The following is a 25,089-nucleotide window of genomic DNA, read 5'->3' on the forward strand; positions in this document are numbered from 1 at the left end:
CCTGGCCCGCCGCGCCGACCCCGGCCCGCGCCCCGCGCCGCTTTACCTGCGCCCCGCCGATGCGGCCCCCGCCCGCGATGCGCCGCCGCTGATCCTGCCGTGACGCCCGACCAACTGGCCGCGCTGCACGCGCGCTGCTTCACCCTGCCCCGCCCCTGGAGCGCGCCCGCGTTCGCCGCCCTGCTGGACAGCCCGCATGTCTTCCTGCTGGCCCGCCCTGATGGCTTCCTGCTGGGCCGCACGGTTGCGGACGAGGCGGAACTGCTGACCCTGGCCGTTTCCCCCGATGCCCGCCGCCAGGGTATCGCCCGCGATCTGGTCGCGGAATTTGCCGCCACGTCACGGGCGCGCGGCGCCACCCGCGCCTTTCTGGAGGTCGCGGCCGACAATGCCCCCGCGCAGGCCCTTTATGCCGCGACGGGCTGGCGGGAAACCGGGCGCAGGCGGCGCTATTACGGGCCGGATCTGGACGCGATCGTCATGGAACTGCCGCTGGAGGACCGCCAAGAAGGCGGTTGACCGCCACCAGCCGATACGCCCTAATCGCCCCATCACGCGGGTGGCTTGAATCGCCCGATGCAACAGGATGAGGTTTCCTTATGTCCCTGACGAAAACGCTTCTGGCGGGCGTGGCGCTGACGGCCCTAGCGGGCACCGCCGCCCTGGCGGAACCGGCGCTGATCTTCGATCTTGGCGGCAAGTTCGACAAGTCCTTCAACGAAGCGGCCTATACAGGCGCGAAACGCTGGGCGGATGAAACCGGGGGCACCTACAAGGAACTGGAAATGCAGTCCGAGGCGCAGCGCGAACAGGCGCTGCGGCGGCTGGCCGAAACCGGCGCCAATCCCATCGTGATGACCGGCTTCGCCTTCGGCGACGTGCTGAACCAGGTGGCCCCGGATTACCCCGACACGAAATTCGCCATCATCGACATGGTGGTGGAACAGCCCAACGTCCAGTCCATCGTCTTCACCGAGGAACAGGGCGGCTATCTGGCCGGGATCATGGCGGCCCATGCCTCGAAATCGGGGACGGTGGGCTTCATCGGCGGCATGGACATTCCGCTGATCCACAAGTTCGAATGCGGCTATTCCCAGGGCTTCAAGGCCGCCAAGCCCGACGGCAAGGTGCTGGTCAACTATACCGGCACCACGCCCGCCGCCTGGAACGACCCCGTGAAGGGGGGCGAGCTTGCCAAGGCCCAGATCAGCCAAGGCGCCGACGTGATCTATGCGGCGGCGGGCGGCACGGGCATCGGCGTGCTGCAGGCGGCGGCCGACGGCGGCATCCTGTCGGTCGGCGTGGACAGCAACCAGAACCACCTGCACCCGGGCAAGGTGCTGACCTCGATGGTCAAGCGCGTGGACAATGCCGTCTATGACGCCTTCAAGAACGGCGTTGAGCCGGGCGTCAAGGTCATGGACCTGAAGGCCGAGGGCGTGGACGTGGCCATCGACGACAACAACAAGGCCCTGGTCACCCCGGAAATGCAGGCCGCCGTGGATGAGGCGCGCGCCAAGATCGCCAGCGGAGAGATCAAGGTCCATGACTACATGACCGACAACACCTGCCCGGTCCAGTAAATGGCCGCCATGGTGCAGAACGGGGGGCGGCTGGAAACGGCCGCCCCTGCGGCGATTGAACTGCGCGGCATTTCCAAGGCCTTCGGGTCGGTGCAGGCCAACCGCGACATCGACCTGCGGGTGGAACGCGGCACGATCCACGGCATCATCGGCGAAAACGGCGCGGGCAAGTCCACGCTGATGTCGATCCTTTACGGCTTCTACAAGCCCGACGCGGGGCAGATCCTGGTGGGCGGGCGCCCCCTGACCATCACCGACAGCCAGACCGCGATCCGCGCGGGCATCGGCATGGTCTTCCAGCATTTCAAGCTGGTCCAGAACTTCACCGTGCTGGAAAACATCATCCTGGGGGCCGAGGATGGCCGCCTGCTGCGCCCCTCGCTGTCCAAGGCGCGCGGCGTCTTGCGGCAACTGGCCAAGGATTACGAACTGAACGTCGATCCCGACGAAGTGGTGGAAAACCTTTCCGTCGGGCACCAGCAGCGGGTCGAAATCCTCAAGGCCCTGTATCGCCAGGCCGACATCCTGATCCTGGACGAACCGACCGGCGTGCTGACCCCCGCCGAGGCCGACCACCTGTTCCGCATCCTTGAGGGACTGAGGGCCGAGGGCAAGACGATCATCCTGATCACCCACAAGCTGCGCGAGATCATGGAGATCACCGACACCGTGTCCGTGATGCGGCGCGGCGAGATGGTGGCATCGGTCAGGACCGCCGAGACCAGTCCCGAACAGCTGGCCGAACTGATGGTCGGCCGCAAGGTTCTGCTGAACGTGCAGAAGGCGCCCGCGGCGCCAGGCCAGCCGGTGCTGGAAATCCGCAACCTGCGCATGGTCGATGCGACGGGCGTGGAACGCCTGCGCGGCATCGACCTGGACATCCGCGCGGGCGAGATCCTGGGGATCGCGGGCGTGTCGGGCAACGGCCAGACGCAACTGCTGGAAATCCTGGGCGGATACCCCGAAAAGGGCAGCACCGTCACGGGCGAGGTCCGCGTGAACGGCACCCCCCTGCCGCTGTCGGGTTCCGCCTGCAACGCCGCCGAACGCCGCCGCCAGAACATCGGCCATATCCCCGAGGACCGGCAGGTCGAGGGCCTGATCATGGACTTCGCCGCCTGGGAGAATGTGGCCTTCGGATACCACGACGCCCCCGAATACGGGCGCGGCGCGCTGATGGACCGCGACGCCATCCGCCGCGATGCCGAGGGCAAGATCCAGCGTTTCGACGTGCGCCCGCCCAGTTGCGACCTGGCCGCGCGCAATTTTTCCGGCGGCAACCAGCAGAAGATCGTCGTGGCCCGGGAAATCGAGCGCAATCCTGACCTCTTGCTGATCGGCCAGCCCACGCGCGGCGTGGACATCGGCGCCATCGAGTTCATCCACAAGCGCATCGTCGAATTGCGCGACGCGGGCAAGGCGATCCTGCTGGTGTCGGTGGAACTCGATGAGATCATGTCGCTGTCCGACCGCATCGCCGTGATGTTCGACGGCCGCATCATGGGCGAACGCCTGCCCGGCGCCACCACGACCGGCGAACTGGGCCTGCTGATGGCAGGCGTGGACGCCGCTTCCACCCCCCAGACCCAAGACCTTTCCCGAGAAGTGTGAATGACGACTGCCCGCATCGCCTGCCTTTTCTCCCTGTTCCTCGTTGCCGGGTGCAGCACCGGCGCCATGACGCGGATGCCCAAGATGGACATCTGGCCCGACGGCGAGGCCCCCGACCGCCTTGTCATGGCCGCCGAGGCCCGCGCCCAGACCCGCGCCCGCAACCCCGACGGCAGCTGGGCCGTGGCCGATCCGGTCCGGGAGTCCGACTATGAGGACGACTTCGCCGCGAACTGCGTGACGGACGCGCGCGGCACCGCCTGCGCCGACCACGCCCCCGTGGAAATGCCCGCCGAGGCCGCGACCGCGCCCCAGGTCACGGGCCGCGTCGCCATCGCCTTCGCGACTTTGGCCGACGGCAGCCGCTGCACCGGAGAGGCGCGCCAGGGCGCCACCCGGGCCGAGGAAAACCTGCTGGTCGTGCGCGGCTTTCCGGGCAAGGGCGGCGCGGTCCCCCGTGCCCGCAGCCTGGCGCGCATGGCCGGCAACGGCGACGCGATCACCTGGGACCAGATCGCCGATGCGAAGACCTTCCTGGGGCTTTGCCAGGGCATGAAAGGCTGACCGATGACCAGGATGCCGAAATGGGCCGATGTGATCCTGACACCGCTGATCTCTCTGGTGCTGGCGATGGCGATTTCGGCGCTTGTGATCCTGGCCATCGGCGAAAGCCCGACCGTCGCGCTGACCACGATGATCGACGGGGCCCTGGGCTCCAGCTATGGCTGGGGCTTCACGCTGTATTACGCGACGAACTTCATCTTCACCGGGCTTGCGGTGATGGTCGCCTATCACGCCAGCCTGTTCAACATCGGCGGTGAGGGCCAGGCGGCCATGGGCGGGCTTGGCGTGGCGCTGGTGCTTCTGTCCCTGCCCCTGCCGCATTGGGCGCTGGCCCTGCCCGTCGCGATGATCGGCGCGGCGCTGTTCGGCGCGGCCTGGGCGCTGATCCCCGCGTGGCTGCAGGCGAAACGCGGCAGCCATATCGTGATCACCACGATCATGTTCAACTTCATCGCCGCCGCCGCGCTGAACTATGTCCTGGTGAACCTGATGCGCCCGGTGGGCAGCATGGACCCGGCATCCGCCCGGTTCCCTGACGCGACGCACCTGCCCAAGCTGTCGGACATGGCGCTGGCCCTGGGCTTCGAATGGGGCAAGAACACGCCCGTCAACATCAGCTTCTTCGTGGCCGTGATCGCCTGCGTGCTGGTCTGGCTGCTGATCTGGCGCAGCCGCCTGGGCTTCGAGATTCGCGCCTTCGGCAAGTCCGAACCCGCCGCGCTTTACGCGGGCATCAACCCGGTCCGCATCACCGTGATCGCCATGCTGATCTCGGGCGGGCTGGCCGGGCTGATGGCCATCAACAACGTCATGGGAGAGGCCGAGCGCCTGGTCCTGAACGCGGTCGAGGGTGCGGGCTTCATCGGCATCGCGGTCGCGCTGATGGGCCGCAACCACCCTGTCGGCGTCTTCCTGGCCGCGCTGCTGTTCGGGTTCCTTTATCAGGGCGGGGGGGAACTGGCGCTCTGGACCTCGATCCCGCGCGAGTTGATCGTCGTCATCCAGGCGCTGGTGATCCTGTTCACGGGCGCGCTGGACAACATGGTGCGGATGCCGCTGGAACGGATGTTCCTGGCGATGCGGAAAAAGGGCGCGTGATGGATCTGAACACCGTCCTGCAAATCCTCGACAGCGCGGTGCGGCTGATGACGCCCCTGCTGCTGGCCTGCCTGGCCGGGCTTTATTCCGAACGCGCCGGGGTCTTCGACATCGGGCTGGAAGGCAAGATGCTGATGGCCGCCTTTTCCGCAGCCACCGTGGCCGCGCTGACCGGCAATGTCTGGCTGGGGCTGATGGCGGGCCTCTTGGGCGCGCTGCTGCTGTCGGCCATCCACGGCATCGCCTCGATCACCTTCCGGGGGAACCAGTTGATTTCCGGCGTGGCGATCAACTTCCTGGCCTCGGGGCTGACGGTGCTGCTGGGGCAGAAGATCTTCGGCCTGGGCGGGCGCACCCCCAGCCTGACGCCGGGGGCCGAGCTTGAGGCGCAGGTTTCGCCCTTCCGGGGCTGGCTATCGGGCATCACCGGGCCGGAGGGCGCGGCCGCGCTGACCGCCGCGCCCCGCTTCGGCGACGTCACCCTGCCCTTCGCCGAAACCCTGCGCGGCGTTCCGGTGATCGGGCCGCTTTATGCCGAGGTGATCTCGGGCCATTCCATCCTGGTCTATGTGGCATTCCTCATGGTGCCGCTGACCTGGTGGGTGCTGTATCGCACGCGCTTCGGGCTGCGTCTGCGGGCAGTGGGGGAAAACCCGGCCTCGGTCGATACGGCGGGCGTGTCGGTCACGCGGCTGCGCTTTGCCGCCGTGGCGATTGCCGGGCTGCTCTGCGGGCTGGCGGGGGCCTATCTGGCGACCGGGCTGTCGGCGGGCTTTGTCAAGGAAATGACCGCCGGGCGCGGCTTCATCGCGCTGGCCGCGCTGATCTTCGCCAAGTGGCGGCCCTGGGGGGCGCTTGGCGCGACCTTCCTGTTCGGCCTGCTGGAGGCCCTCGCCAACCGCTATCCGAACCTGGATCTGGGCATCGTCACCGTGCCGTCGATGTTCATGAACGCCCTGCCCTATATCCTGACCGTGATCATCCTGGCGGGCTTCGTGGGCCGCGCCATCCCGCCCCGCGCCGGAGGAGAACCCTATGTCAAAGAGCGCTGAGCTTGCCCGCCTGATCCGCGACCGCGCGGGCGACCAAGCGCCGGAATACGGCCTGGTCCTGGGGTCGGGCCTCGGGCACCTGTCGGGCACGGTCGAAGGCGTGGCGATCCCCTATGACGACCTGCCGGGCTTTCCCCATGCTGGCGTGTCCGGCCATGTCCCGCACCTGGTGATCGGCCAGCTTGAAGGCCGCCGCGTCGCCGTCTTCGGCGGCCGGTCGCATTACTACGAATCGGGCCGCGCCGATGCGATGCGCCTGCCGCTGGAAACCCTGGCCGCGCTTGGCTGCGACCGGCTGATCCTGACCAACGCCGCCGGATCCCTGCGTCCGGACATCCCGCCGGGCGATCTGATGATGCTCAGCGACCACATCGCTTTCGCCGGCACCAACCCCCTGATCGGAGAGGCGACCGACGCCCGCTTCGTCCCCATGACCGACGCCCATGACGCGGAAATGCGCGCGGCCCTGTCAGCCGCAGCAGCGGCCGAGGGCATCGACCTGCCCCAGGGCGTCTATTGCTGGTTCTCGGGCCCCAGCTTCGAGACGCCCGCCGAAATCCGCGCGGCCAAAATCCTCGGCGCCGATGCCGTGGGCATGTCCACCGTGCCGGAAATCATCCTGGCCCGCTTTCTGGGGATCCGCTGCGCCGCCATCTCGGTCATCACCAACATGGGCGCGGGCCTGTCGGACGAATCGATCAGCCACGACCACACCAAGGCCATGGCCCCGCTTGGCGCCGCCAAACTGGAACGCATCCTGCGCCGCTTCCTGCGCAAGGCATAAACGTCTTCTTCACTTAAATATCCCCGCCGGAGGCAACCCCCGCAGGGGGTTCACGCCAGCCGCGCCAAGGCAGCCTCGACCCGCCCCGCCGCCTCGTCCAGGTCGCGCAAATCCTCCAGAACAACAACCGCCTTTTCCCGCTCGGCATAGCGCAGCCGGTGCTTCAGGTAACGCGGGTCGTAATGGTCGCGCAAAAGCCCCTCGGCCAGGCCCCGCCAGTCGCCCGCCGCGACGGCAGCCTGCCAGCCCTCGATCCGCTCGGCGGGGTGCAGCCGCGACAGCGCGGCCAGGATCGCCTCGACCCGCGCGGGATCCACCACCATGTCGTCATAGGTCGCGGCGGTATAACCCGCCCGCGCCGCCACAGGCACCTCCAGCCGCAGCCGGGGCGCGGCGCAGATCGCCTGCCACATGGCCTTGGGCACCGTCACCGCGCCGATGCGGCTGCTTTCTGCCTCGACCAGCACGGGGCGGGCGGGGTCCAAGGCTTCCAGCGCCAGGGCCAGCCGCCCCTCGAACAGCTTCTGGCCGGGCTGGCCCTCGGCGCGCCCGCCGAACAGGCTGCCCCGGTGGTTGGCCAGCCCCTCCAGGTTGATCACCTGCCAGCCGCGCCGGGCCAGCCGGTTCAGGATCGCGGTCTTGGCGCTGCCGGTGTTGCCGTCCAGCACGATCACCGGGGCGGGCACCGGCCGGTTCTGCACCCGGTCCACGACCAGCGCGCGCCAGGCCTTGTAGCCGCCTTCGATCCGGTCCACCCGCCAGCCGATCTGCGACAGGATGGTGGCGAAGCTGCCCGACCGCTGCCCGCCGCGCCAGCAATAGACCAGCCCGCGCCAGCTTCCATCGCGGTCGGCCAAGGGCCCGGCGATATGGCGCGCGGCATTGGCCGCCACCAGGGCGCCGCCGATCTTGCGGGCGTCGAAAGGGGAAACCTGCTTGTAGATGGTGCCGACCCGCGCCCGTTCGGCATCGTCCAGAACGGGCAGGTTGATCGCGCCGGGCAGGTGATCGGCGGCATATTCCGCCGGAGACCTGACGTCGATGATGTCGTCGAACCCCGCCAGCGCGGGATCCGACAGGCCTGTCAGCGTCAGCGCCACATCAATAGACGTAAACGGGCGTTCCGACGGGCACCTGGTCGTAAAGCGCCATCACCGCCTCGTTGCGCATCCGCAGGCAGCCGTTCGACACGGCGCGGCCGATGGAATTCGGCTCGGTCGTGCCGTGGATGCGGATCGCGGTGTCCTGGCCCTTGTCGTTGTACAGATACAGCGCCCGCGCCCCCAGGGGGTTCTGCGGGCCGCCCGGCATCCCGTTGGCCCATTTCGCGTATTGCTGGGGCTTGCGCTTGATCATGTCCTGTGTCGGCGTCCAGGACGGCCATTCGACCTTGCGGCCCACGGTCGCGCGGCCCTTCCAGACCAGTTCCGCCGTGCCCACGGCCACGCCGTAACGGACCGCCCGGCCCGGCGCGATCACGTGATACAGGAAGAAGTCCTTGCTGACCACGACGATGCTGCCGACCTCGAAATCGTCGCGGATCGCGACCTCGGTCGGGGCATAGGGATCGCGCGCAGTCTGGGGGGCGGCCTCTTGCGAGAAGGCCAGCGAGGGGGCGAAAGAGGCGGCGGCCATCAGCGGCACGGCCAGCGACATCAGCTCACGGCGGTTCATGGTGATCCTGTCAATCTCGTGTTCTTCTGCTCTGCCCTGCCCATAACAAGGGACAGGCTGTCCATGCAACTCACGACGGCGTTTCGCGTTCACTTTGCCCTTGACCAGGGGCCGTCCGGGGCACATCTGCAAGGTCATGGCCCCCGTCCTGCGCCCCTGCTGCCAAAAAGCGCGCCGCCCTCTGCGGCGGCCCGCGCATCTGTGCCGGGGCCGGGGCGACCGGGCCTGCCGCTGCCACCAGGACGCGCGCCCCCTTATTGCCCGTCCCCGCCATGCGCCGCGTATCGACCCGCGCGCCCTGATCGCCGCGCAACTTCCCCGGCAGGCGCCCACCCGCCCGCAGGCGCCGCCCCGTTTCCTGAACCCGTCCTGCACCCGCCGCATGATCTCAGGAAACCATCATGACCGTTCACTCCGCTGACCTGCCCGTTCCGGGCGATTCCCAAGACCTGATCACCACCCGCCTGTCCATCGAGGGGATGAGCTGCGCCGCCTGTTCCGGCCGCGTCGCGCGCACCCTGTCCGCCCGCCCCGGCGTGACGGATGCGCAGGTGAACCTGCTGGCCGGATCGGCCAGCATCCGCCATGCCCCCAGCCTGTCCCCCGCCGACCTGGCCGAGGCGGTGACACGGCTGGGCTATCCCGCCACGCTCCAGCAGGACGCCGCGCCTGCGCCCAAGGCTGACGAGGCCGCCGCCCTGAAGCGCGCCTTCCTGACCGCGCTGGCCCTGACACTGCCGGTCTTCGCGGTGGAAATGGGCGGCCACCTTGTCCCGGCCTTCCACCACTGGCTGCACGGGCTGGCGGGCACCGGGCCGCTGAACTGGATGCAGATGATCCTGACGGCGCTTGTGCTGGCCGGACCGGGACGGCGCTTCTTCGCAACCGGCATCCCCGCCCTGCTGCGCGGCGGACCCGAGATGAACAGCCTCGTGGCCCTGGGCTCGGGGGCGGCGTTCCTGTTCTCGGCGGTGGTGGTGCTGATGCCCGGGCTGATCCCGCCTGCCTCGCGCCACGTCTATTTCGAGGCGGCGGCGGTTATCGTCACCCTGATCCTAATGGGCCGCTGGCTGGAAGCCCGCGCCAAGGGCCAGGCGGGCGCCGCGATCCGCGCCCTGGTCGAACTGGCCCCCGACCGCGCCACCGTCCTGCGGGACGGCCAGCCCGTGCCCGTCGCCGTGGCCGACCTGCATCCCGGCGACCTGGTGCTGCTGGCCCCGGGCGAACGGGTCGCGGTCGATGGCACCGTCACCGAGGGCCAGGGCCATGTCGATGAATCCATGCTGACGGGCGAGCCGATCCCGGCCCCGAAATCCCCCGGCGATCCGGTCACGGGCGGCACCGTGAACGGCACCGCCGCGCTGACCTATCGCGTCACGGCCACCGGGGCCGACACCACGCTGTCCCGCATCGTCCGCATGGTCGAGGGCGCGCAGAACGCCCGCCTGCCGGTGCAGGCCCTGGTGGACCGCATCACCCGCATCTTCGTGCCCGTGGTGATGGGGCTTGCCGCGCTGGCCTTCCTGCTGTGGCTGGCCTTCGGCCCGGATCTCGCCCATGCGGTCGTGGCGGGCGTGGCGGTGCTGATCATCGCCTGCCCCTGCGCGATGGGACTGGCGGTCCCCGTATCCATCATGGTGGGCACCGGACGCGGCGCGCAGCTGGGCGTGCTGTTCCGCCGGGGCGAGGCCCTGCAGCGCCTGTCGAACGCCCGCCTGATCGCCATGGACAAGACCGGCACCCTGACGGTCGGCCACCCCGAGCTGCTGGCGATCCACACCCAAGGCATCGCCGAGGCCGAGGCCCTGCGCCTGGCCGCCGGGGCCGAGGCGCGGTCCGAACACCCGCTGGGCGCGGCCATCGTCGCGGGGGCCGTGGCGCGCGGCCTGGACCTGCCCCCGGCGACCGAGGTCAAGGCCACCGCCGGACGCGGCCTATCGGGCGTGGTCGAGGGGCATCGCCTGCTGATCGGCAACCTGTCCGCACTGACCGAGGCCGGGATCGATCCCGCCCCCGCCCTGCGCGGCGCGGCAAAGGAAGCCGCAGCCCAGGGCGCGACCCCCGTGCATCTGGCCGTCGATGGCCGCCATGCCGCGGCCTTCGCCCTGGCCGACCCGGTCCGCCCCGAGGCCGCCGACACGGTCGCCACCCTGCACCGCATGGGCCTGCGGACCGCGATGCTGTCGGGCGACATTCCCGCGACGGCGCAGGCGGTGGGCCGGCGGTTGGGGATCGACGACGTGCAGGCCGGGCTGATGCCGGGCGACAAGCTGGCGGCGATCCGGGCTATGGGCGCAGGGTCGGTCTTCGTGGGCGACGGGATCAACGACGCCCCGGCGCTGGCCGCTGCCGAAACCGGCATCGCCATCGGCACCGGGACCAGCATCGCCATCGAATCGGCCGACCTGGTGCTGATGTCGGGCGACCTGGGGGGCGTGGCGCGCGCGGTCCGGCTGTCGCGCGCGGTGATGCGCAACATCCGGCAGAACCTGTTCTGGGCCTTCGCCTACAACACCGCGCTGATCCCCGTTGCCATGGGCGTGCTGGTGCCCTTTGGCGGGCCGCAATTGTCGCCCATGCTGGGGGCGGGGGCGATGGCGCTGTCCTCGGTCTGCGTGGTGGGCAACGCCCTGCGGCTGCGCAGGGTGCGCTGAGCGGGCCTAGTGGCCCTTGTGGCCCCCATGGCCCGCGTGGCTTTCGGGGGCCGCCTCGGTCCGGTCATTGTCCAGCGCGGCCTCGACCTGCTGCGTCCCGCAGTCCCCGAAGTCCAGCGTCAGGACGATGCTGTCGCCATCCGCCAGGGGCTTGACCAGCCCCATCAGCATCACATGGTCGCCGCCCCGCGCCAGGGCATGTTCGCCGCCCGCCGGAATGTCGATGCCGCCTTCGATCTTCTGCATCTTCATCACGCCGCCTTCCTCGACATTGGTATGCAGGTCCACCATGGCGGCCGCGTCCGAGGACACGCCGGTCAGGCGGCAGTCGGTCGCGCCCCGGTTCTCGACCACCATGAAGGCGGCGGCGGTCTTGGGATTGGCGCTGCGCACATAAGCGTCGCGGATCGCCAGCCCGTCCTGGGCCAGGGCAACGGCGGGCGTGACAAGCGCCAGCGCGGCCAGGGTCATGCGGATCATCGTTCTTGTCCTTCTGAGGCGAAACTCTCGCAGCGTGGCGCGACCATCACCGAAGGACGCGCGGAAGGCAACGGACATGCAAAAGCCCCGCCGCTTGAACGACGGGGCATATTGCCGCAACCGGGGGCCGGATCAGGCCTGGGGCGCTTGGGCCTTGGCGATCTCGCGCTTGATCTTCAGCGCGCGGTCGGACAGCTCGTCGTCCTTGGCCTTGGCCAGGAAGGCGTCCAGCCCGCCGCGGTGATCGACCGAGCGCAGCGCCGCCGCCGAGATGCGCAGCGAATAGCCACGGTTCAGCTTTTCCGACAGCAACGTGACCTCGTTCAGGTTCGGCAGGAACCGGCGACGGGTCTTGTTGTTGGCATGGCTGACATTGTTGCCGGACATCGGGCCTTTGCCGGTCAGTTCGCAGACGCGCGACATGGTGTTGATCCTTCGTCTTTGCTATGCGGGCGGTCCCGGCGGGGGTTCCGGCCCAAAGTGAAAAGGCGCCGCGAGGCAGCGCCCGGAATTCCGTTTGCGCGTCCCTAATGGAAGCCGAACGCCTCGTCAACCGGGAATCAGCTTTCCAGCCCTTTCACCTTGGCTCAAATATCCCGGGGGTCCGGGGGCTGGCCCCCGGCCACCGCGGGACGCAATCAGGCATAGCGCCGCTCGATCGCGATCAGCTTTTCCTTGCGCCACAGCCCGCCCGCATAGCCCGTCAGCGTGCCGTCCGCGCCGATCACCCGGTGGCAGGGCACCACCAGGGCGATGCGGTTGGTGGCATTGGCGCGGGCCACGGCGCGGATGGCCGTGGGACGGTCGATGCTGGCGGCCAGTTGCAGATAGCTGCGCGTCTGGCCCGCCGGAATGTCCTGCAAGGCGCGCCAGACCTGCTGCTGGAAAGGCGTGCCGTGCAGGGTGACGGGAACGTCCAGAAACGGGGCGTTTCCGGCGAAATAGGCCGCAAGCTGTGCCTCGGTCCGGTCGTGGACGGGCGTGCGGCCCAGGCCGACACGGCCGCCCACATGGGCGGACAAGCGGCGCAGCCCCTCGGGCAGGGCCTTGCGGTCGATGAATTCCAGCAGGTGCAGCGTCGAGGTGTCGGCAATGGCGATCATCCCGCCCAGGGGCGTGTCGATCCAGTCTGCCAGCAGGTCCGACCCCTGCCGCATCCGGTGCGGGGCATGGCCGAACAGCCGCGCGAAGGCCGCCCGGAAGCCCGATGCCGAATCGAAGCCGGCCTCCAGTTGCGCGTCGATCATCGGCGATCCTTTCACCAGGCTGGCCATCCCGCCCCGCAGCCGCGCGGCGCGGGCCATCTCCAGGAAGCTTTGTCCGAAATGCCGTTTGAAGGCCCGCCGCACGGTCGAGGGGTCGTGCCCAAGCGCCAGAAGGTCGGCTTCGGACCAGCGGTGGCCGGGGCGTTCGTCCAGCCGCGCCATCAGGTCGCGGACCAGCGGCTCGCCCTCGGCCGTCGCGCCCAGCGGGTGACAGCGGCGGCAGGGGCGAAAGCCCGCGGCCTGCGCGGCATCGGGCGTGGCAAACCAGCGGCAGTTCCGGGCCAGCGGCTTGCGCGCCGGACAGGTCAGGCGGCAGAAGATGCCGGTGGTCGTGACGCCGACCAGGGCGCGGCCTTCCCAAGCGGGATCCCGCGCCACCAGCGCGGCATAAAGCGTATCGGTATCGGGCAGGTCCAGCATGTCGTTCACCTTCTCCATGCCTTGACCCTAACCGATTCGCAGGGGCGCGTGGGCCGCGAAATCGGGCGTTTATTTCTGCCGCGCCAGCCAGCCCAGCATCTCATGCGCGGCCTCGGCCGGGGCGGCGCGGCCACCCGCCACGGCATCCCCCAATCCCGCCAGCCGGTCCCGCGCGGCGGGCGTGTCCAGCCGCGCCAGCAGGCCCGCGCGCACATCGGCCAGGAACCAGTGGCGCGCCTGCTCTGCCCGGTTGGCCGCGAAATGCCCGTGTTCCCGGCGCCATTCGGCCAGCGCCTGCATCTCCTCCCACGCCTTCGCCAGACCGTCCCCGGTGGCGGCGGATACCGGCAGCGCCTTGGGAAAGCCCTGCGGATCCTGCGGGCGCTTCCTCAGCAGCCGCAGCGCGCCCGCGTAATCGGCCACCGTGCGGCGTGCGGTGCCCAGCAGGTCGCCATCGGCCTTGTTGACCAGGATCAGGTCGGCCATCTCCATGATGCCGCGCTTGACGCCCTGCAATTCGTCGCCGCCCGCAGGCGCCAGCAGCAGCACGAACAGGTCGCACATCTCGGCCACCAGGGTTTCGGACTGGCCCACCCCCACCGTCTCGATCAGCACCACGTCATAGCCCGCGGCCTCGCACAGCCGGATCGCCTCTCGCGTGCGCCGCGCCACGCCGCCCAGTTGCGCGCTGGACGGCGTGGGGCGGATAAAGGCCATGGGGTTGCGGGCCAGCGTTTCCATCCGCGTCTTGTCGCCCAGGATCGACCCGCCCGACCGCGCGGACGAGGGGTCCACCGCCAGCACCGCCACGCGCAGGCCCGCTTTGGTCAGCATGGTCCCGAAGGCCTCGATGAAGGTGGACTTGCCCACCCCCGGCGTGCCCGACAGCCCGATCCGCAACGCCTGACGATCCGGCAGGTCCGCCAGCAGCGCCACGGCCCGGGCACGGTGGTCGGGCCGTGTCGATTCGATCAGCGTGATCGCCCGCGACAGGGCGCGGCGGTCCTTGGCGACCAGGGGTTCGATAAGCTCATCCATGGGCCCATGGGATAGGGGGCGGCGCGGCGATTGCCAAGCCGCCCCTGCGGCCCGATAATGCCGCCATGATCCGCGTCCTTGCCGTGCTTGCCCTGACCGCCCTGCCCGCCGGTGCCGAACCCCTGCGCCTGCTGATGGTGGAAAAGGAGGGCTGCGTTTATTGCGCCGCCTGGGACCGCAGCATCGGCCCGGGCTATGCCGCATCCGAACAGGGCCAAGCCGCGCCCTTGGTGCGGGTGGACATCCACGGCCCCTGGCCCGACGGGCTGGCCCTGGCGCGCAGGCCCTTCGTCACGCCGACCTTCATCCTGCTGGACGGCGGATCCGAGGTGGGGCGGCTGGAAGGCCACATGAGCCCCGCGCAGTTCTGGCCGGCCCTTGACACCCTGCTGGACCAGGCCCGCTGACCGGGCTTTCGCAAGGCCATCGCATCGGCTAGTCACCGGGCAACGCTTTCAGTCTAGGGTGACGATCATGCATGACATCCGTGCCATCCGGGAAAACCCCGCAGGTTTCGACGCGGCCCTGTCGCGGCGCGGGGTCGCGCCGATGTCGGACCGCATCCTGTCGCTGGACGCCGACCGCCGCGCCCGGATCGTCGCGGCGGAAACCGCCCAGGCCGACCAGAACCGAGCCAGCAAGGACGTGGGCGCCGCCAAGGCGCGCGGCGACGATGCGGAATTCGAACGCCTGCGCGCGCTGGTGGCCGAGAAGAAGGCCGACGTGACCCGGATGCAGGCCGAAGCCTCGCTTCTGGACGGCCGGTTGCGCGACCTGCTGATGGAAATCCCGAACCTGCCGCTGGACAGCGTGCCGGACGGCCGTGATGAGGCCGACAACGTCGAACTGCGCCGCTGGGGCAGCCCGCGCGCCTTCGACTTCACCCCCGTCGAGCATTTCGAGATCGCGGGCGTGAAACCCGGCATGGACTTCGAGACCGCCGCCAAGCTCTCGGGCAGCCGTTTCGTGGTGCTGAAGGGCGGCGTGGCGCGCATCCACCGCGCGCTGGCGCAGTTCATGCTGGACCTGCATGTGGACCGCCACGGCCTTCAGGAAACCTGGGCGCCGGTGCTGGTCCTGGAAAACATGATGGTGGGCACCGGGCAACTGCCGAAATTCGGCGAGGACAGCTATCTGACGCGCGAAGGCTATTGGCTGATCCCCACGTCCGAGGTCACGCTGACCAACACCGTCCACGGCGACCTGGTGGACCACGCCACCCTGCCCCGCCGCATGGTCGCCCATTCGCAATGCTTCCGGTCCGAGGCCGGCAGCGCGGGCCGCGACACCACCGGCATGCTGCGCCAGCACCAGTTCGAGAAGGTCGAGATGGTGTCCATCACCGACGCCGACACGGGCGTTGACGAACACGCCCGCATGACCCGCTGCGCCGAGGCCGTGCTGGAGGCGCTGGAGCTGCCCTATCGCACCATCGTCCTTTGCACCGGCGACATGGGCTTTGGCGCGCGCATCACCCATGACATCGAGGTCTGGCTGCCCGGCCAGGACAAATACCGCGAGATCAGCAGCGTCAGTTACTGCGGCGATTTCCAGGCGCGGCGGATGAACGCGCGCTATCGGTCCGACAGGACCGGCAAGCCTGAATTCGTCCATACGCTGAACGGGTCGGGCCTGGCCGTGGGGCGCACGCTGATCGCGGTGCTGGAAAACGGCCAAGGGGCGGACGGGTCGGTCACGCTGCCCGCCGCGCTGCATCCCTATCTGGGCGGGGCGACCCGGCTGGACGCGGAGGGCCAGCTGGTCTGACCACAAGCGCGTGAAGCCGCGATTGCGGCAGGGCGCGCCGAAACTGGGCGCGTGCCCTGGGCGTTTGCCCGCATGGCGCGCGCGGCAGAGATCCTTTACCTGGCTTCGGTGACGATCTTCGTCGCCAGCAGCGCCGTTCTGGCGACCCTGGGCCGTCCGGCGGCCCAGATCGCCGCGCCGATCCTGCCTCAAGCCCATTCCTATGGCCCGCTGGAGCTTGGCCCAAGCCTGCCCATGGCGACCCTGCCGCAGCTTTATGTCCAGCCGCAGAACCCGCTGATGTGGATGCTGCTGGCCGCGCTGTGGCTGGCGTTGCTGGCCGACGGGATCGGGCAATACCTGGACCCCTCGGACCATGGCCCGCATCCCGCCTGGCTGCCCCTCAGCCTTGCCTTGCTGGGGGGCGCGCTGTGGCCCTGGCTGGTGGGGGTTCACAAGCCGCTTGCCACGCTGGGCGCGCTGCTGATGCTGACCGCCGCCTTGTCGGGCGCCATGCGCGCCCGCGGCCAGAGGCGTCCCGCGCCGGGCTTCCTGGCGGGGTGGAGCCTTGCGCTTGGCACCGCGACGCTGGCAAGCCTGATCGGCGCGCCGCTGGACCTGACCACCCCGCAGACGGCCATCGTGGCGATCCTGCCCGGCGCGGTGATCGGGATGTTCGCCCAGGAACGGCTGGACGGGTCGCTGGCCTTTTCGCTGGCGATGATCTGGGCCTTTTGCGCGGTGGCCGTGACCACCATGGCCAGCAGCCCCGGCGTGGCCCTGGCCGCGATCATCGGCATATCCGGCATGGGGGTCGTGTTCGTGCGCGCCGCGACGTAGGGCAAGGCCACCCTGCAGGGGATCCCGGCCTTACGCTTCCTTCGGCTTCTGCCGGTTCCTGTGCTTGGACAGCGCGCCCGACTGGTTGATCTTCTTGGCCTTTTCCTTGAAGGGGTTGTCGCCCCCCTGGTCGCGGAAGAACAGCCGGATGGGCGTGCCGGGCATGTCGAAATCGGCCCGCAGCCCGTTCACCAGATACCGCTGATAGCTGTCGGGCAGCTTGTCGGTATGCGTGGCCTTGACGATGAAGGCGGGGGGCCGGGTCTTCACCTGCGTCATGTAGCGCAGCCGGATCCGGCGTCCGCCCGGCGCGGGGGGCGGATGGCTTTCGGTCATCGCGCCCAGCCACTGGTTCAGCCGCGCGGTGGAAATGCGGCGGTTCCAGACCTCGTGCGCCTTGAGGATCGCGGCGTGCAGCCGGTCCAGCCCCTTGCCGGTGCGGGCGGACACCGTGACCAAGGGCGCGCCCTTCAGCTGCGGCAGCAGCTTTTCAAAGTTCGCGCGCAACTCGTTCAGCTTCTGGGGCTTGTCGTCTTCCAGATCCCATTTGTTCGCGGCGATCACGACCGCGCGCCCCTCGGTTTCCGCGAAATCGGCGATGCGCAGATCCTGTTGTTCAAACGGGATGGCCACGTCCAGCAGGACCACCACCACCTCGGCAAAGCGGACGGCGCGCAACCCGTCGGCCACGGACAGTTTTTCCACCTTGTCCGTGACCTTGGCCCGCTTGCGCATCCCTGCCGTGTCGAAGATCCGCATGGGCGTGCCCATGAAGGTGGTCGCCACGCTGATCGAATCGCGGGTGATCCCGGCCTCGGGGCCCGTCAGCAGGCGGTCTTCGCCGATGATCTTGTTGATCAGGGTGGACTTGCCCGCATTGGGCCGCCCGATCACCGCCAGTTGCAGCGGGCGCGCGGCGGAGGGGCGCCAATCCTCGGCCCCCTCGCCGGTCTCGGCGTCCTCGTCCGAGATGTCGATGTCGGTCTCGGCGGCGATGGGCGTAGGGCGCTCGGCCTCGATCCGGTCGGCCAGGGGGACCAGGGCGCGATACAGGTCGTCCATCCCCTCGCCATGTTCGGCGCTGATGCGCAAGGGTTCGCCCAGGCCAAGGCCCCAGGCCTCCATCGCGCCGGATTCGCCCGCCCGGCCCTCGGCCTTGTTGGCGGCGACGATGACGTGCTTCGCGCGCTTGCGCAGGATGTCGGCGAAATATTCGTCCGCCGCCGTGACGCCCACGCGGGCGTCGATCACGAACAGGCAGATGTCGGCCTCGTCCACCGCGCGCTCGGTCAGGCGGCGCATCCGGCCTTGCAGGCTGTCGTCGTCGGCCATTTCCAGGCCCGCGCTGTCGATCACGACAAAGCGCAGATCGCCCAGGCGGGCCGCGCCTTCGCGCAGGTCGCGGGTGACGCCCGGCTGGTCGTCGACCAGGGCCAGCTTCTTGCCCACAAGGCGGTTGAACAGGGTCGATTTGCCGACATTGGGCCGACCGACGATGGCAAGTGTGAAGGTCATCGGAACGCGTGCAGTTGGCCGCTGCGCGAGACGACATAGATCGTCTGGCCGGCAATGGCGGGGGCGGCGGCGGCACCGCCGGGGATTTGCGCCTGGCCGACCAGGGCGCCCGAATTCGGATCAAACACCCGCATCACCCCATCCGAGGACACGACGAACAGCCGCCCCCCCGCCAGCACCGGGCCGAAATGGGCATGGATGCGGTCCTGCTTCTTGATCTTCTGCGTGGTGTAATAGGGCATGGGGACGCGCCAGATCACCCCGCCCGTCGCGGCGTCCAGGCGGATCAGTTCGGCCTGGTCATTGACGGCAAAGACCGACCCGCCCGCCACGACGACCGGGCTGTTGGCCCCGTCGCGCGCCGACCAGGCCTCGATCCCGCTGTCCAGCTCGACCGCGTTGATGCGCCCCGAGGAGGTGCCGCCATAGACCCTGTTGCCCGCTATCACCGGATCGCCGGTCACGTCGCGGATGTTGGCGATGGCGCGGCCGGTGCGCATCCCGCCGATCTGCGCGGTCCACAAGGTCGCGCCGGTGTCCCGGTCGGCGGCCAGCATCTGGCCCGAGGCGAAGGGGAAGATCACCGTATCGCCCTGCACCGCCGGGACCGAGACCCCCATCACCCCCGCCGTCGAGGGCGTGCCGGATGTCTGCCACAGCACCTTGCCGTCGGATGCGCGCACCGCCCAGCCGATGTCGTTGCGGCCCAGCACATAAACCACGCCGTTCTGCACCGCCGGTCCGCCGCCGATGGGCGCATCGACCCGCTGGCGCCACAAGATGCGGCCCGATGCGGCATCCATCGCGACCAGCTCGCCAAAGCCGCCGGTGGCATAGACCCGGCCCGCCTCATAGGCGAGGCCGCCGCCCGACACGCTGTCGCGCGTTTCCAGGGCGGGGGCGATGTCGGTCGTCCAGGCGGTCGCCCCGCCGGTGGTGGTCGCGGTGACGCGGGTGCGGCTGTCCAGGGTGAAGACCAGCCCCCCGCCCACCACCGGATCGGCGCTGATGCGGTGGCGCTTGTCGCTGCCCTGGCCGATATCGGCGGTCCAGATGCGGCCGGTCCCCGCGCCCAGGGCCAGGTGGCCCGGCTGGTGCGCGGCATTGCCCGCCCGGTGCGTCCATTCGGCGTTCGTCACGGGCGCGGCCAGCCGCAGCGCGGTCGAGGTGACAGGCGCCGGGCCTTCGATGGCGGGGCCGTCGGGCGAGGTCACGGCCAAGGGATCAAGCCGCTGCCCGGGCAGGATCGTTTCCCGTTCACCGCAGGCCGTCATGCCAAGCGTGGCCGCCAGGGCCAGGGTCAGTCGCAGCGTGGCGGTCATTCCTCGCCTCTCCCTCGTGTTCGTTCATTGGCCCGCGCGTCAGCCCGCGGGCATATTGTCGGACGGTTCCGGCTCATGGCCCAGGGCGATCATCATCTCGGACAGGCGCAGGCGCAAGGCTTCGGTCAGGCCGTCCTTTTGCTGGATCTGGCGGATCAGGGTGACGGCATCGTCAGGCCGGCCCGCGCCGATCAGGGCGATGGCCTTCTGTTCCAGCGCCAGCAGTTCAAAGGGCGCGCCGGTGCGCGACAGGCGCGACAGGATCTCGTCGCGCTGCGCGGGGTCCATGGCTTCGCCCCCCAGCATGACCAGCTTCAGTTCCGCCAGGTCGTGCAGCACCGTGCCCGCCGCCTGGTCGCCCGCGACATTGCGCAGGGCCTCGGCCGCGGCGTCAATGCCGTCCTTTTCGGACCAGGCGCCTGCCGCCAGCAGCGCGGCCAGCACCCGGCGGCTGTCCGCGCCCTGCGGATCGACCTGCATGATCGCCGCCGGATCGCCTGACCCTTCCGCCGCCAGGATCGCGTCGCCCCAGGCCCGCGCCTGCGCATCGGCCCGCGACTGGCTGTATTCGCGCCAGATCACGCCCCCGACGATGCCCAGGATCACAAGGCCCGCGACCCATCCCCACCGGCGGAACAGCCGGAACAGGCGTTCGCGGCGCAGGTCGTCGAAGACCTCGTCGATGAAGTTGTCGTTCTGATTGGCCATGCCCGCCTTCCGCAGATTTTCTTGCGCCCTGTCTTATACCGGCGCGGCGGGGAAAGCCAATGCCGATGCCAAGGATGTGCAAAGGCCCGGCGCTGCGGCCGGGCCCCCATGGCGATGTTGCGGAAATCACATGCGCGAGGCGACGTTTTCCCAGTTCACCAGGTTGTTGAGGAAGTTTTCCAGGTATTTCGGACGCGCGTTGCGGAAGTCGATGTAATAGCTGTGTTCCCACACGTCGCAGCCCAGAAGCGCGGTCTGCCCGTGGCAGAGCGGGTTCACGCCGTTCTCGGTCTTGGTGACCTCCAGCCCGCCCTGGGCGTTCTTGACCAGCCAGACCCAACCCGAGCCGAACTGGCCCACGCCGCCTTCGGTGAACTTCTTCTTGAAGTCCTCGACCGAGCCGAAGGATTCGGTGATCGCCTTTTCCAGTTCCGACGGCATGGCGCCGGGCTTCGGCGTCATCATTTCCCAGAACTGGGCGTGGTTCCAGTGCTGACTGGCGTTGTTGAAGATGCCGTTCTGGGCGACCGCGCCCTTCTGGTAGGTGCCCTTGACGATCTCCTCCAGCGGCTTGCCGTCCCATTCGGTACCCGCGACAAGCTCGTTCAGCTTGTCCACATAGGCCTTGTGGTGCTTGTCGTGGTGGTATTCCAGCGTTTCCCTGGACATGCCGCCTTCGGCCAGTGCGTCATGCGCATAGGGAAGATCGGGAAGCGTGAAAGCCATTTTCTGTCCTTTCAGAAGGGGTTGAGCCTTGGTCGGGCGCACGGTCCCGCATTCGCGGGGCAAACGCAAGGGGTCCGGGGCGGGTTCCTGCCGGGGCAAAGGCCGGGGGTTTCACACCCCCCTGGGGCCTGCCGGCCCCTTCTTCGCTGAAAAAGGTCCAATGGACCTTTTTCCGGGCGCTTCGAAGCCCATGGGATATTTGTGGTCCAATGCAAAGATCAGCGCGGCGCCAACTGGCTTCCGGGAATGGCCGCGTTTTCCAGGATCAGACGCAGGTAGTCCGCGGTCGAACGGAAGCCGATCAGCCGGAAGCCGCCGGGGATGCGCCACAAGGCCGCCGCCGTCTGGGCCGCGCGGCTTCGGCGCAAGCCATCAGGGGGCAGCGCGTCCAGATCGACGGGCATCAGCTTGGCGATCACGTCGCCTGCATGGGGGCCAGTCACGTCAAAGACCGCGCGGGCGTCCGAGACGTCCACGACCAGGGCATGTTCGCCCGCCAGCGCATCGGTCAGCGTGGTCAGGGCGTCGGCGCGTTCCGCAACCGGCAGGACCAGCAGCAGCTCGTCCGGGGACATCCAGCCCAAGCTGCGGCTGCCGTCCGTCACGATGCGGGTCATGGCGGGAATGGCGAGGCCCGATGCCTCGGCGATGGCGTCGCCCGCGCGGTCCAGGTCGGCGCGGATCGCGATCATGCCCAGGCCGGTGATGCGGGTGATGGTTGCAAGCGCCTCAGCCATTCAGACGGGTTCCTTCCTTGTCGTAGAAGACCGGATCGACGATCCGCGCCTGCATCATCCCGCCTCCGGGCAGGGGAAAGTCCAGCACCTGCCCCATCCGCGCCGGGCCGTGGCGCACCAGCCCCATGGCGATCGGCCGGTTCAGCGTGGGCGAGTGATAGGAGGAGGTGACGCGGCCCTGCGTCCGGCGCTGGCCGTTGGCATTCACCCCCGGTTCGACCGCATAAGCGCCGTCGGGCAGCACGCGGCCATCCAGGCTTTCCAGCCCCACCAGTTGCCAGCGGCTGCCGTCCTTCATGAAGCTGCGGGCCTGCGCGCGTTTGCCGATATAGTCGGGCTTCTTCTTCGAGATGGCCCAATGCAGCCCCAGATCCTGCGGGATCACCGTGCCGTCGGTTTCGTCCCCGATCATGATGAAGCCCTTTTCGGCGCGCATGACGTGCATGGCCTCGGTCCCGTAGGGGGTGATGCCCAGGTCGCGGCCCGTGTCGTGCAGCGTTTCCCACAGTTCCAGCCCCCGGTTGGCGGGGACGGCGATCTCATAGCTGAGTTCGCCCGAGAAGCTGATGCGATAAATGCGCGCGGGGATGCCAGCCAGTTCGCCCGTCGCCCACTGCATGAAGGGCAAGGTCTCCTGGTTCAGGTCGATGGTGCCGGGCAGGCGTTGCAGCAATTCGCGCGCCTTGGGTCCGGCCACGGCGATCTGGGCATATTGTTCGGTCAGGCTGGCGGTCCAGACCTGCCAGTCCCACCATTCGCATTGCAGCCAGTCCTCCATGTGGGCATGGATGCGGTCCGCCCCGCCGGTGGTGGTGTGGCACAGCCAGGTGTCGCCCGACAGCCGCGCCACGACCCCGTCATCCATCAGGAAGCCGTTTTCGTTGCACATCAGGCCATAGCGGCATTTGCCGACCGGCAGCGTGGACATCATGTTGGTGTACATCATGTCCAGGAACCGCCCGGCATCCGCTCCCTTGACAACGATCTTGCCCAGGGTCGAGGCGTCCAGCGTGCCCACGCCATGGCGCACCGCCAGGATCTCGCGGTTGACCGCCGCGTGACGGTCCTCGCCCGAGCGGGGATAGCTGTAGGGGCGGCGCCAGTGGCCCACGGGCTCGAACGATGCGCCGTGGCTGGCGTGCCAGTCGTGGATCGGCGTCTTGCGCAGGGGCTGGAAGGCCTCGCCCCGCGCCTCGGCCGCGATGGTGCCCAGGGTCAAGGGCGTGTAGGGCGGGCGGAAGGTGGTGGTGCCGGTGGCTTCCAGCGGCTGGTCCAGCGCGTTCGACAGCACAGCCAAGCCGTTGATGTTGCTGGTCTTGCCCTGGTCGGTCGCCATGCCCAGCGTGGTGTATCGCTTGGCATGTTCCACGGAGGCATAGCCCTCGCGCGCGGCCAATTCGACGTCGCTGACCTTCACGTCGTTCTGGAAATCCAGCCACATCTTGGCGCGCAGCCTGTAGGGCGCCCCGGACGGCATGACCCAGACGGGCACCGTGGGCGCCTCGGTCCGTTCCAGGCCGCCCGCGCAGCGCAGGTCGCCATTGGCGGCACCGAGAGGCGTGACCATGGGCTTGCCGTCCGCGCCCAGCGGCGGGCGCGCGGGGTCGGGGCGGAACATCGCCTGCGCTTCGTCCCAGGTGATCCTGCCCCCGCAATGGCTGTACAGGTGGACCACCGGAGACCAGCCGCCCGACATGGCCACCACGTCGCAATCGAGCGTGCCGGTGACGCGGCCCGTGCCCGCCTGGTCGCAGAGCGCCACGCCCTCGACATGGGTGCCGCCCTTGACCTTGGCGATGGCGGTGCCGGTCAGGACCGGGATGCCCGCCGCGCGCACCGCCTGCGGCAGGTCGCCGGTTGCCTGCGGGCGGGCGTCGATCACGGCCACGACCTCCAGCCCCGCGCCTTGGGCGGTCAGCGCGGTGCGATAGGCGTCGTCGTTGTTGGTGACGACCGCGATCCGCCTGCCCGGCGCCACGCCGTAATCGGTGATGAAATCGCGCACGGCGGAGGCCAGCATGACCCCCGGCACGTCGTTGCAGGCGAAGGATAGCGGGCGTTCCAGCGCGCCGGTGGCCGTGATCACATGGCCCGCGCGGATCCGCCACAGCCGCTGGCGGGGGATGCCCTGGTTCGGGTCGTGATCGGCCAGGGATTCGCGCGCCAGCAGATAGCCGTGGTCGTAAAGCCCCGTCGCCATGCAGTTGCGGCGCAGGGTCACGTTGGCGCGCGCGCGCAGGTCGGCCAGCAGCGCGTCGATGGCGGCTTGGCCGCCGTCGTGGTCGGTGGGCGTGCGCCCGCCCCAGTGGGGGTTCTGTTCCAGCACGATCACGCGCCCGCCCCGATCGGCGGCGTCGCGCGCCGCCGTCAGCCCGGCGATGCCGCCGCCCACGACCACCACATCCGCAAAGCCGTAAGCCTGTTCATAGCGGTCGGGATCGGGATCGGTGGGCGCGCGGCCAAGGCCCGCGCTGCGGCGGATGATCGGCTCGAACAGGTGCTTCCAGAAGGGGCGCGGGTGGATGAAGGTCTTGTAATAGAAGCCCGCCGGCAGCAGCGGCGACAGCCAGGTGTTGATCGCGCCCACGTCCGCGTCCAGCGAGGGCCAGCAGTTCTGGCTGCGCAGCACCATGCCCGCTACAAGCGCGGTGGTGCTGGCGCGCTGGTTCGGCTCGAACCGGCCGCCCTGGCCCAGGCCGAAAAGGGCGTTGGGTTCCTCGGCGCCCGAGGCGAGAGGACCGCGCGGGCGGTGATACTTGAAGGACCGGCCCATCAGCATCTGGCCGTTGGCCAGCAGGGCAGAGGCCAGCGTGTCGCCCTGCACGCCGCGCAGGTGGCGGCCGTCGAAGCGGAAGGCAAGCTGGAAGGCGCGGTCGATCAGGCGGCCGCCGCGCGGCAGGCGGAAGGGGGGCGTGCGGCTCATCCGGCCACCGCCTCGGATGCCTGGGGCCAGTCGGGCACCCATTCGGGGCGGGCCTGGCGGGCGTTGGCGACGATGTCATCGGTCGCGTGCGCGGTCTGCGCCTTGTAGGTGCCATAGACCTGCATGGTGTGGGTGTCGCGGGCGGCCAGGAACCACTTGCCGCAGCCATAGGCGTGGCGCCAGCGTTCGAAATGCACGCCCTTGAGGTTCTTGCGCGCGAACAGATAGGCCTCGAATTCCTCGGCCGTGCCGTCGGGGCCGATGCGCTTCAGATGCGCCTCGCCTCCGGGGGCAAGTTCGGTTTCCTCGGCTTTGACGCCGCAATAGGGGCAGAACAGGATCAGCATGA

24 protein-coding genes are annotated in these 25,089 nt (G+C 69.3%); 11 read left to right on the top strand and 13 right to left on the bottom strand.

What is annotated here, in order from left to right; genetic code table 11:
• Positions 1 to 99 precede the first annotated feature (99 nt).
• The 7 genes from rimI (at position 100) to JX613_RS14130 (ending at position 6,692) form a co-directional block, all read left to right on the top strand.
• Complete coding sequence (gene rimI / locus JX613_RS14100; RefSeq protein ID WP_207102105.1) at positions 100 to 519, top strand: ribosomal protein S18-alanine N-acetyltransferase; 420 nt, start codon at positions 100 to 102, stop codon at positions 517 to 519.
• An 80-nt stretch (positions 520 to 599) separates the two neighbouring features.
• Entirely contained in the window at positions 600 to 1,583 is a 984-nt protein-coding gene (locus tag JX613_RS14105; RefSeq protein ID WP_207102106.1) for a BMP family lipoprotein, read from the top strand.
• On the top strand, positions 1,584 to 3,194 hold the full coding sequence (locus JX613_RS14110; protein WP_419538836.1) for an ABC transporter ATP-binding protein: 1,611 nt from the start codon (positions 1,584 to 1,586) through the stop codon (positions 3,192 to 3,194).
• The gene (locus JX613_RS14115) at positions 3,195 to 3,758 is read left to right on the top strand and encodes a hypothetical protein (protein ID WP_207102107.1); all 564 of its coding nucleotides are present in this window, start codon (positions 3,195 to 3,197) and stop codon (positions 3,756 to 3,758) included.
• A 3-nt stretch (positions 3,759 to 3,761) separates the two neighbouring features.
• Positions 3,762 to 4,856 carry an ABC transporter permease gene (locus tag JX613_RS14120; protein ID WP_207102108.1) on the top strand — a complete coding sequence of 365 codons (1,095 nt, stop codon included), beginning with the start codon at positions 3,762 to 3,764 and terminating at the stop codon, positions 4,854 to 4,856.
• Positions 4,856 to 5,908 carry an ABC transporter permease gene (locus tag JX613_RS14125; protein WP_207102109.1) on the top strand — a complete coding sequence of 351 codons (1,053 nt, stop codon included), beginning with the start codon at positions 4,856 to 4,858 and terminating at the stop codon, positions 5,906 to 5,908. Before JX613_RS14120 ends, JX613_RS14125 begins: the two co-directional genes overlap by 1 nt.
• Positions 5,892 to 6,692, top strand: a complete 801-nt coding sequence (locus tag JX613_RS14130; protein WP_207102110.1) for a purine-nucleoside phosphorylase — start codon at positions 5,892 to 5,894, stop codon at positions 6,690 to 6,692. Before JX613_RS14125 ends, JX613_RS14130 begins: the two co-directional genes overlap by 17 nt.
• 50 nt (positions 6,693 to 6,742) lie before the next feature.
• Here JX613_RS14130 and mnmH read toward each other — a convergent pair whose 3' ends face one another.
• A complete protein-coding gene (gene mnmH / locus JX613_RS14135; RefSeq protein WP_207102111.1) occupies positions 6,743 to 7,792 on the bottom strand; it encodes a tRNA 2-selenouridine(34) synthase MnmH in 1,050 nt (349 codons plus the stop codon).
• A 1-nt stretch (position 7,793) separates the two neighbouring features.
• Complete coding sequence (locus tag JX613_RS14140) at positions 7,794 to 8,366, bottom strand: L,D-transpeptidase (RefSeq protein WP_207102112.1); 573 nt, start codon at positions 8,364 to 8,366, stop codon at positions 7,794 to 7,796.
• A gap of 401 nt (positions 8,367 to 8,767) precedes the next feature.
• Between JX613_RS14140 and JX613_RS14145 the strand changes: the two genes are divergently transcribed.
• Entirely contained in the window at positions 8,768 to 11,020 is a 2,253-nt protein-coding gene (locus tag JX613_RS14145) for a heavy metal translocating P-type ATPase (protein WP_207102113.1), read from the top strand.
• A gap of 6 nt (positions 11,021 to 11,026) precedes the next feature.
• On the opposite strand, the gene JX613_RS14150 is transcribed toward JX613_RS14145, so the two are convergent.
• The 4 genes from JX613_RS14150 to meaB all read right to left on the bottom strand — a co-directional run bounded on the left by JX613_RS14150 (position 11,027) and on the right by meaB (position 14,223).
• Positions 11,027 to 11,500 carry a copper chaperone PCu(A)C gene (locus tag JX613_RS14150; RefSeq protein WP_207102114.1) on the bottom strand — a complete coding sequence of 158 codons (474 nt, stop codon included), beginning with the start codon at positions 11,498 to 11,500 and terminating at the stop codon, positions 11,027 to 11,029.
• 132 nt (positions 11,501 to 11,632) lie between these two features.
• Entirely contained in the window at positions 11,633 to 11,923 is a 291-nt protein-coding gene (gene rpmB / locus JX613_RS14155) for a 50S ribosomal protein L28 (RefSeq protein ID WP_207102115.1), read from the bottom strand.
• Between the two features lie 215 nt (positions 11,924 to 12,138).
• Positions 12,139 to 13,203 carry a bifunctional transcriptional activator/DNA repair enzyme AdaA gene (locus JX613_RS14160; protein ID WP_237168578.1) on the bottom strand — a complete coding sequence of 355 codons (1,065 nt, stop codon included), beginning with the start codon at positions 13,201 to 13,203 and terminating at the stop codon, positions 12,139 to 12,141.
• Between the two features lie 51 nt (positions 13,204 to 13,254).
• Positions 13,255 to 14,223 (bottom strand): methylmalonyl Co-A mutase-associated GTPase MeaB, encoded by a 969-nt coding sequence (gene meaB, locus JX613_RS14165; protein WP_207102116.1) that lies wholly within the window; start codon positions 14,221 to 14,223, stop codon positions 13,255 to 13,257.
• A 65-nt stretch (positions 14,224 to 14,288) separates the two neighbouring features.
• On the opposite strand from meaB, the gene JX613_RS14170 reads away from it, so the two are divergent.
• From JX613_RS14170 to JX613_RS14180, 3 genes are all read left to right on the top strand, one after another.
• Positions 14,289 to 14,630, top strand: coding sequence for a SoxS protein (locus JX613_RS14170; protein WP_207102117.1), 342 nt, complete (start codon positions 14,289 to 14,291; stop codon positions 14,628 to 14,630).
• A gap of 67 nt (positions 14,631 to 14,697) precedes the next feature.
• Positions 14,698 to 15,990 carry a serine--tRNA ligase gene (gene serS, locus JX613_RS14175; protein ID WP_207102118.1) on the top strand — a complete coding sequence of 431 codons (1,293 nt, stop codon included), beginning with the start codon at positions 14,698 to 14,700 and terminating at the stop codon, positions 15,988 to 15,990.
• 51 nt (positions 15,991 to 16,041) lie between these two features.
• Positions 16,042 to 16,809: a hypothetical protein gene (locus JX613_RS14180; protein WP_207102119.1), complete on the top strand. Its 768-nt coding sequence runs from the start codon at positions 16,042 to 16,044 to the stop codon at positions 16,807 to 16,809.
• Positions 16,810 to 16,839: 30 nt separating this feature from the next.
• On the opposite strand, the gene der is transcribed toward JX613_RS14180, so the two are convergent.
• The 7 genes from der to JX613_RS14215 all read right to left on the bottom strand — a co-directional run bounded on the left by der (position 16,840) and on the right by JX613_RS14215 (position 25,087).
• The gene (gene der, locus JX613_RS14185) at positions 16,840 to 18,324 is read right to left on the bottom strand and encodes a ribosome biogenesis GTPase Der (RefSeq protein WP_207102120.1); all 1,485 of its coding nucleotides are present in this window, start codon (positions 18,322 to 18,324) and stop codon (positions 16,840 to 16,842) included.
• On the bottom strand, positions 18,321 to 19,646 hold the full coding sequence (locus JX613_RS14190; RefSeq protein ID WP_207102121.1) for a PQQ-like beta-propeller repeat protein: 1,326 nt from the start codon (positions 19,644 to 19,646) through the stop codon (positions 18,321 to 18,323). The genes der and JX613_RS14190 overlap by 4 nt, the downstream gene beginning before the upstream one ends.
• 39 nt (positions 19,647 to 19,685) lie before the next feature.
• Positions 19,686 to 20,354, bottom strand: a complete 669-nt coding sequence (locus tag JX613_RS14195; protein ID WP_207102122.1) for a tetratricopeptide repeat protein — start codon at positions 20,352 to 20,354, stop codon at positions 19,686 to 19,688.
• Positions 20,355 to 20,480: 126 nt separating this feature from the next.
• A complete protein-coding gene (locus tag JX613_RS14200; RefSeq protein WP_207102123.1) occupies positions 20,481 to 21,080 on the bottom strand; it encodes a superoxide dismutase in 600 nt (199 codons plus the stop codon).
• Positions 21,081 to 21,298: 218 nt separating this feature from the next.
• Positions 21,299 to 21,817 carry a sarcosine oxidase subunit gamma gene (locus JX613_RS14205; RefSeq protein ID WP_207102124.1) on the bottom strand — a complete coding sequence of 173 codons (519 nt, stop codon included), beginning with the start codon at positions 21,815 to 21,817 and terminating at the stop codon, positions 21,299 to 21,301.
• A complete protein-coding gene (locus tag JX613_RS14210; RefSeq protein WP_207102125.1) occupies positions 21,810 to 24,740 on the bottom strand; it encodes a sarcosine oxidase subunit alpha family protein in 2,931 nt (976 codons plus the stop codon). The genes JX613_RS14205 and JX613_RS14210 overlap by 8 nt, the downstream gene beginning before the upstream one ends.
• A complete protein-coding gene (locus JX613_RS14215; protein WP_207102126.1) occupies positions 24,737 to 25,087 on the bottom strand; it encodes a sarcosine oxidase subunit delta in 351 nt (116 codons plus the stop codon). The genes JX613_RS14210 and JX613_RS14215 overlap by 4 nt, the downstream gene beginning before the upstream one ends.
• Positions 25,088 to 25,089 lie beyond the last annotated feature (2 nt).

It is taken from the genome of Paracoccus shandongensis (assembly GCF_017315735.1).
Classification (GTDB): domain Bacteria; phylum Pseudomonadota; class Alphaproteobacteria; order Rhodobacterales; family Rhodobacteraceae; genus Paracoccus; species Paracoccus shandongensis.

Coding starts and splice junctions, on each gene's coding strand:
- JX613_RS14105 (WP_207102106.1), top strand. CDS start 600: ATGTCCCTGACGAAAACGCTTCTGGCGGGCGTGGCGCTGACGGCCCTA.
- JX613_RS14110 (WP_419538836.1), top strand. CDS start 1,584: ATGGCCGCCATGGTGCAGAACGGGGGGCGGCTGGAAACGGCCGCCCCT.
- JX613_RS14115 (WP_207102107.1), top strand. CDS start 3,195: ATGACGACTGCCCGCATCGCCTGCCTTTTCTCCCTGTTCCTCGTTGCC.
- JX613_RS14120 (WP_207102108.1), top strand. CDS start 3,762: ATGACCAGGATGCCGAAATGGGCCGATGTGATCCTGACACCGCTGATC.
- JX613_RS14125 (WP_207102109.1), top strand. CDS start 4,856: ATGGATCTGAACACCGTCCTGCAAATCCTCGACAGCGCGGTGCGGCTG.
- JX613_RS14130 (WP_207102110.1), top strand. CDS start 5,892: ATGTCAAAGAGCGCTGAGCTTGCCCGCCTGATCCGCGACCGCGCGGGC.
- JX613_RS14140 (WP_207102112.1), bottom strand. CDS start 8,366: ATGAACCGCCGTGAGCTGATGTCGCTGGCCGTGCCGCTGATGGCCGCC.
- JX613_RS14145 (WP_207102113.1), top strand. CDS start 8,768: ATGACCGTTCACTCCGCTGACCTGCCCGTTCCGGGCGATTCCCAAGAC.
- JX613_RS14150 (WP_207102114.1), bottom strand. CDS start 11,500: ATGATCCGCATGACCCTGGCCGCGCTGGCGCTTGTCACGCCCGCCGTT.
- rpmB (WP_207102115.1), bottom strand. CDS start 11,923: ATGTCGCGCGTCTGCGAACTGACCGGCAAAGGCCCGATGTCCGGCAAC.
- JX613_RS14160 (WP_237168578.1), bottom strand. CDS start 13,203: ATGGAGAAGGTGAACGACATGCTGGACCTGCCCGATACCGATACGCTT.
- meaB (WP_207102116.1), bottom strand. CDS start 14,223: ATGGATGAGCTTATCGAACCCCTGGTCGCCAAGGACCGCCGCGCCCTG.
- JX613_RS14170 (WP_207102117.1), top strand. CDS start 14,289: ATGATCCGCGTCCTTGCCGTGCTTGCCCTGACCGCCCTGCCCGCCGGT.
- serS (WP_207102118.1), top strand. CDS start 14,698: ATGCATGACATCCGTGCCATCCGGGAAAACCCCGCAGGTTTCGACGCG.
- der (WP_207102120.1), bottom strand. CDS start 18,324: ATGACCTTCACACTTGCCATCGTCGGTCGGCCCAATGTCGGCAAATCG.
- JX613_RS14190 (WP_207102121.1), bottom strand. CDS start 19,646: ATGACCGCCACGCTGCGACTGACCCTGGCCCTGGCGGCCACGCTTGGC.
- JX613_RS14195 (WP_207102122.1), bottom strand. CDS start 20,354: ATGGCCAATCAGAACGACAACTTCATCGACGAGGTCTTCGACGACCTG.
- JX613_RS14200 (WP_207102123.1), bottom strand. CDS start 21,080: ATGGCTTTCACGCTTCCCGATCTTCCCTATGCGCATGACGCACTGGCC.
- JX613_RS14205 (WP_207102124.1), bottom strand. CDS start 21,817: ATGGCTGAGGCGCTTGCAACCATCACCCGCATCACCGGCCTGGGCATG.
- JX613_RS14210 (WP_207102125.1), bottom strand. CDS start 24,740: ATGAGCCGCACGCCCCCCTTCCGCCTGCCGCGCGGCGGCCGCCTGATC.
- JX613_RS14215 (WP_207102126.1), bottom strand. CDS start 25,087: ATGCTGATCCTGTTCTGCCCCTATTGCGGCGTCAAAGCCGAGGAAACC.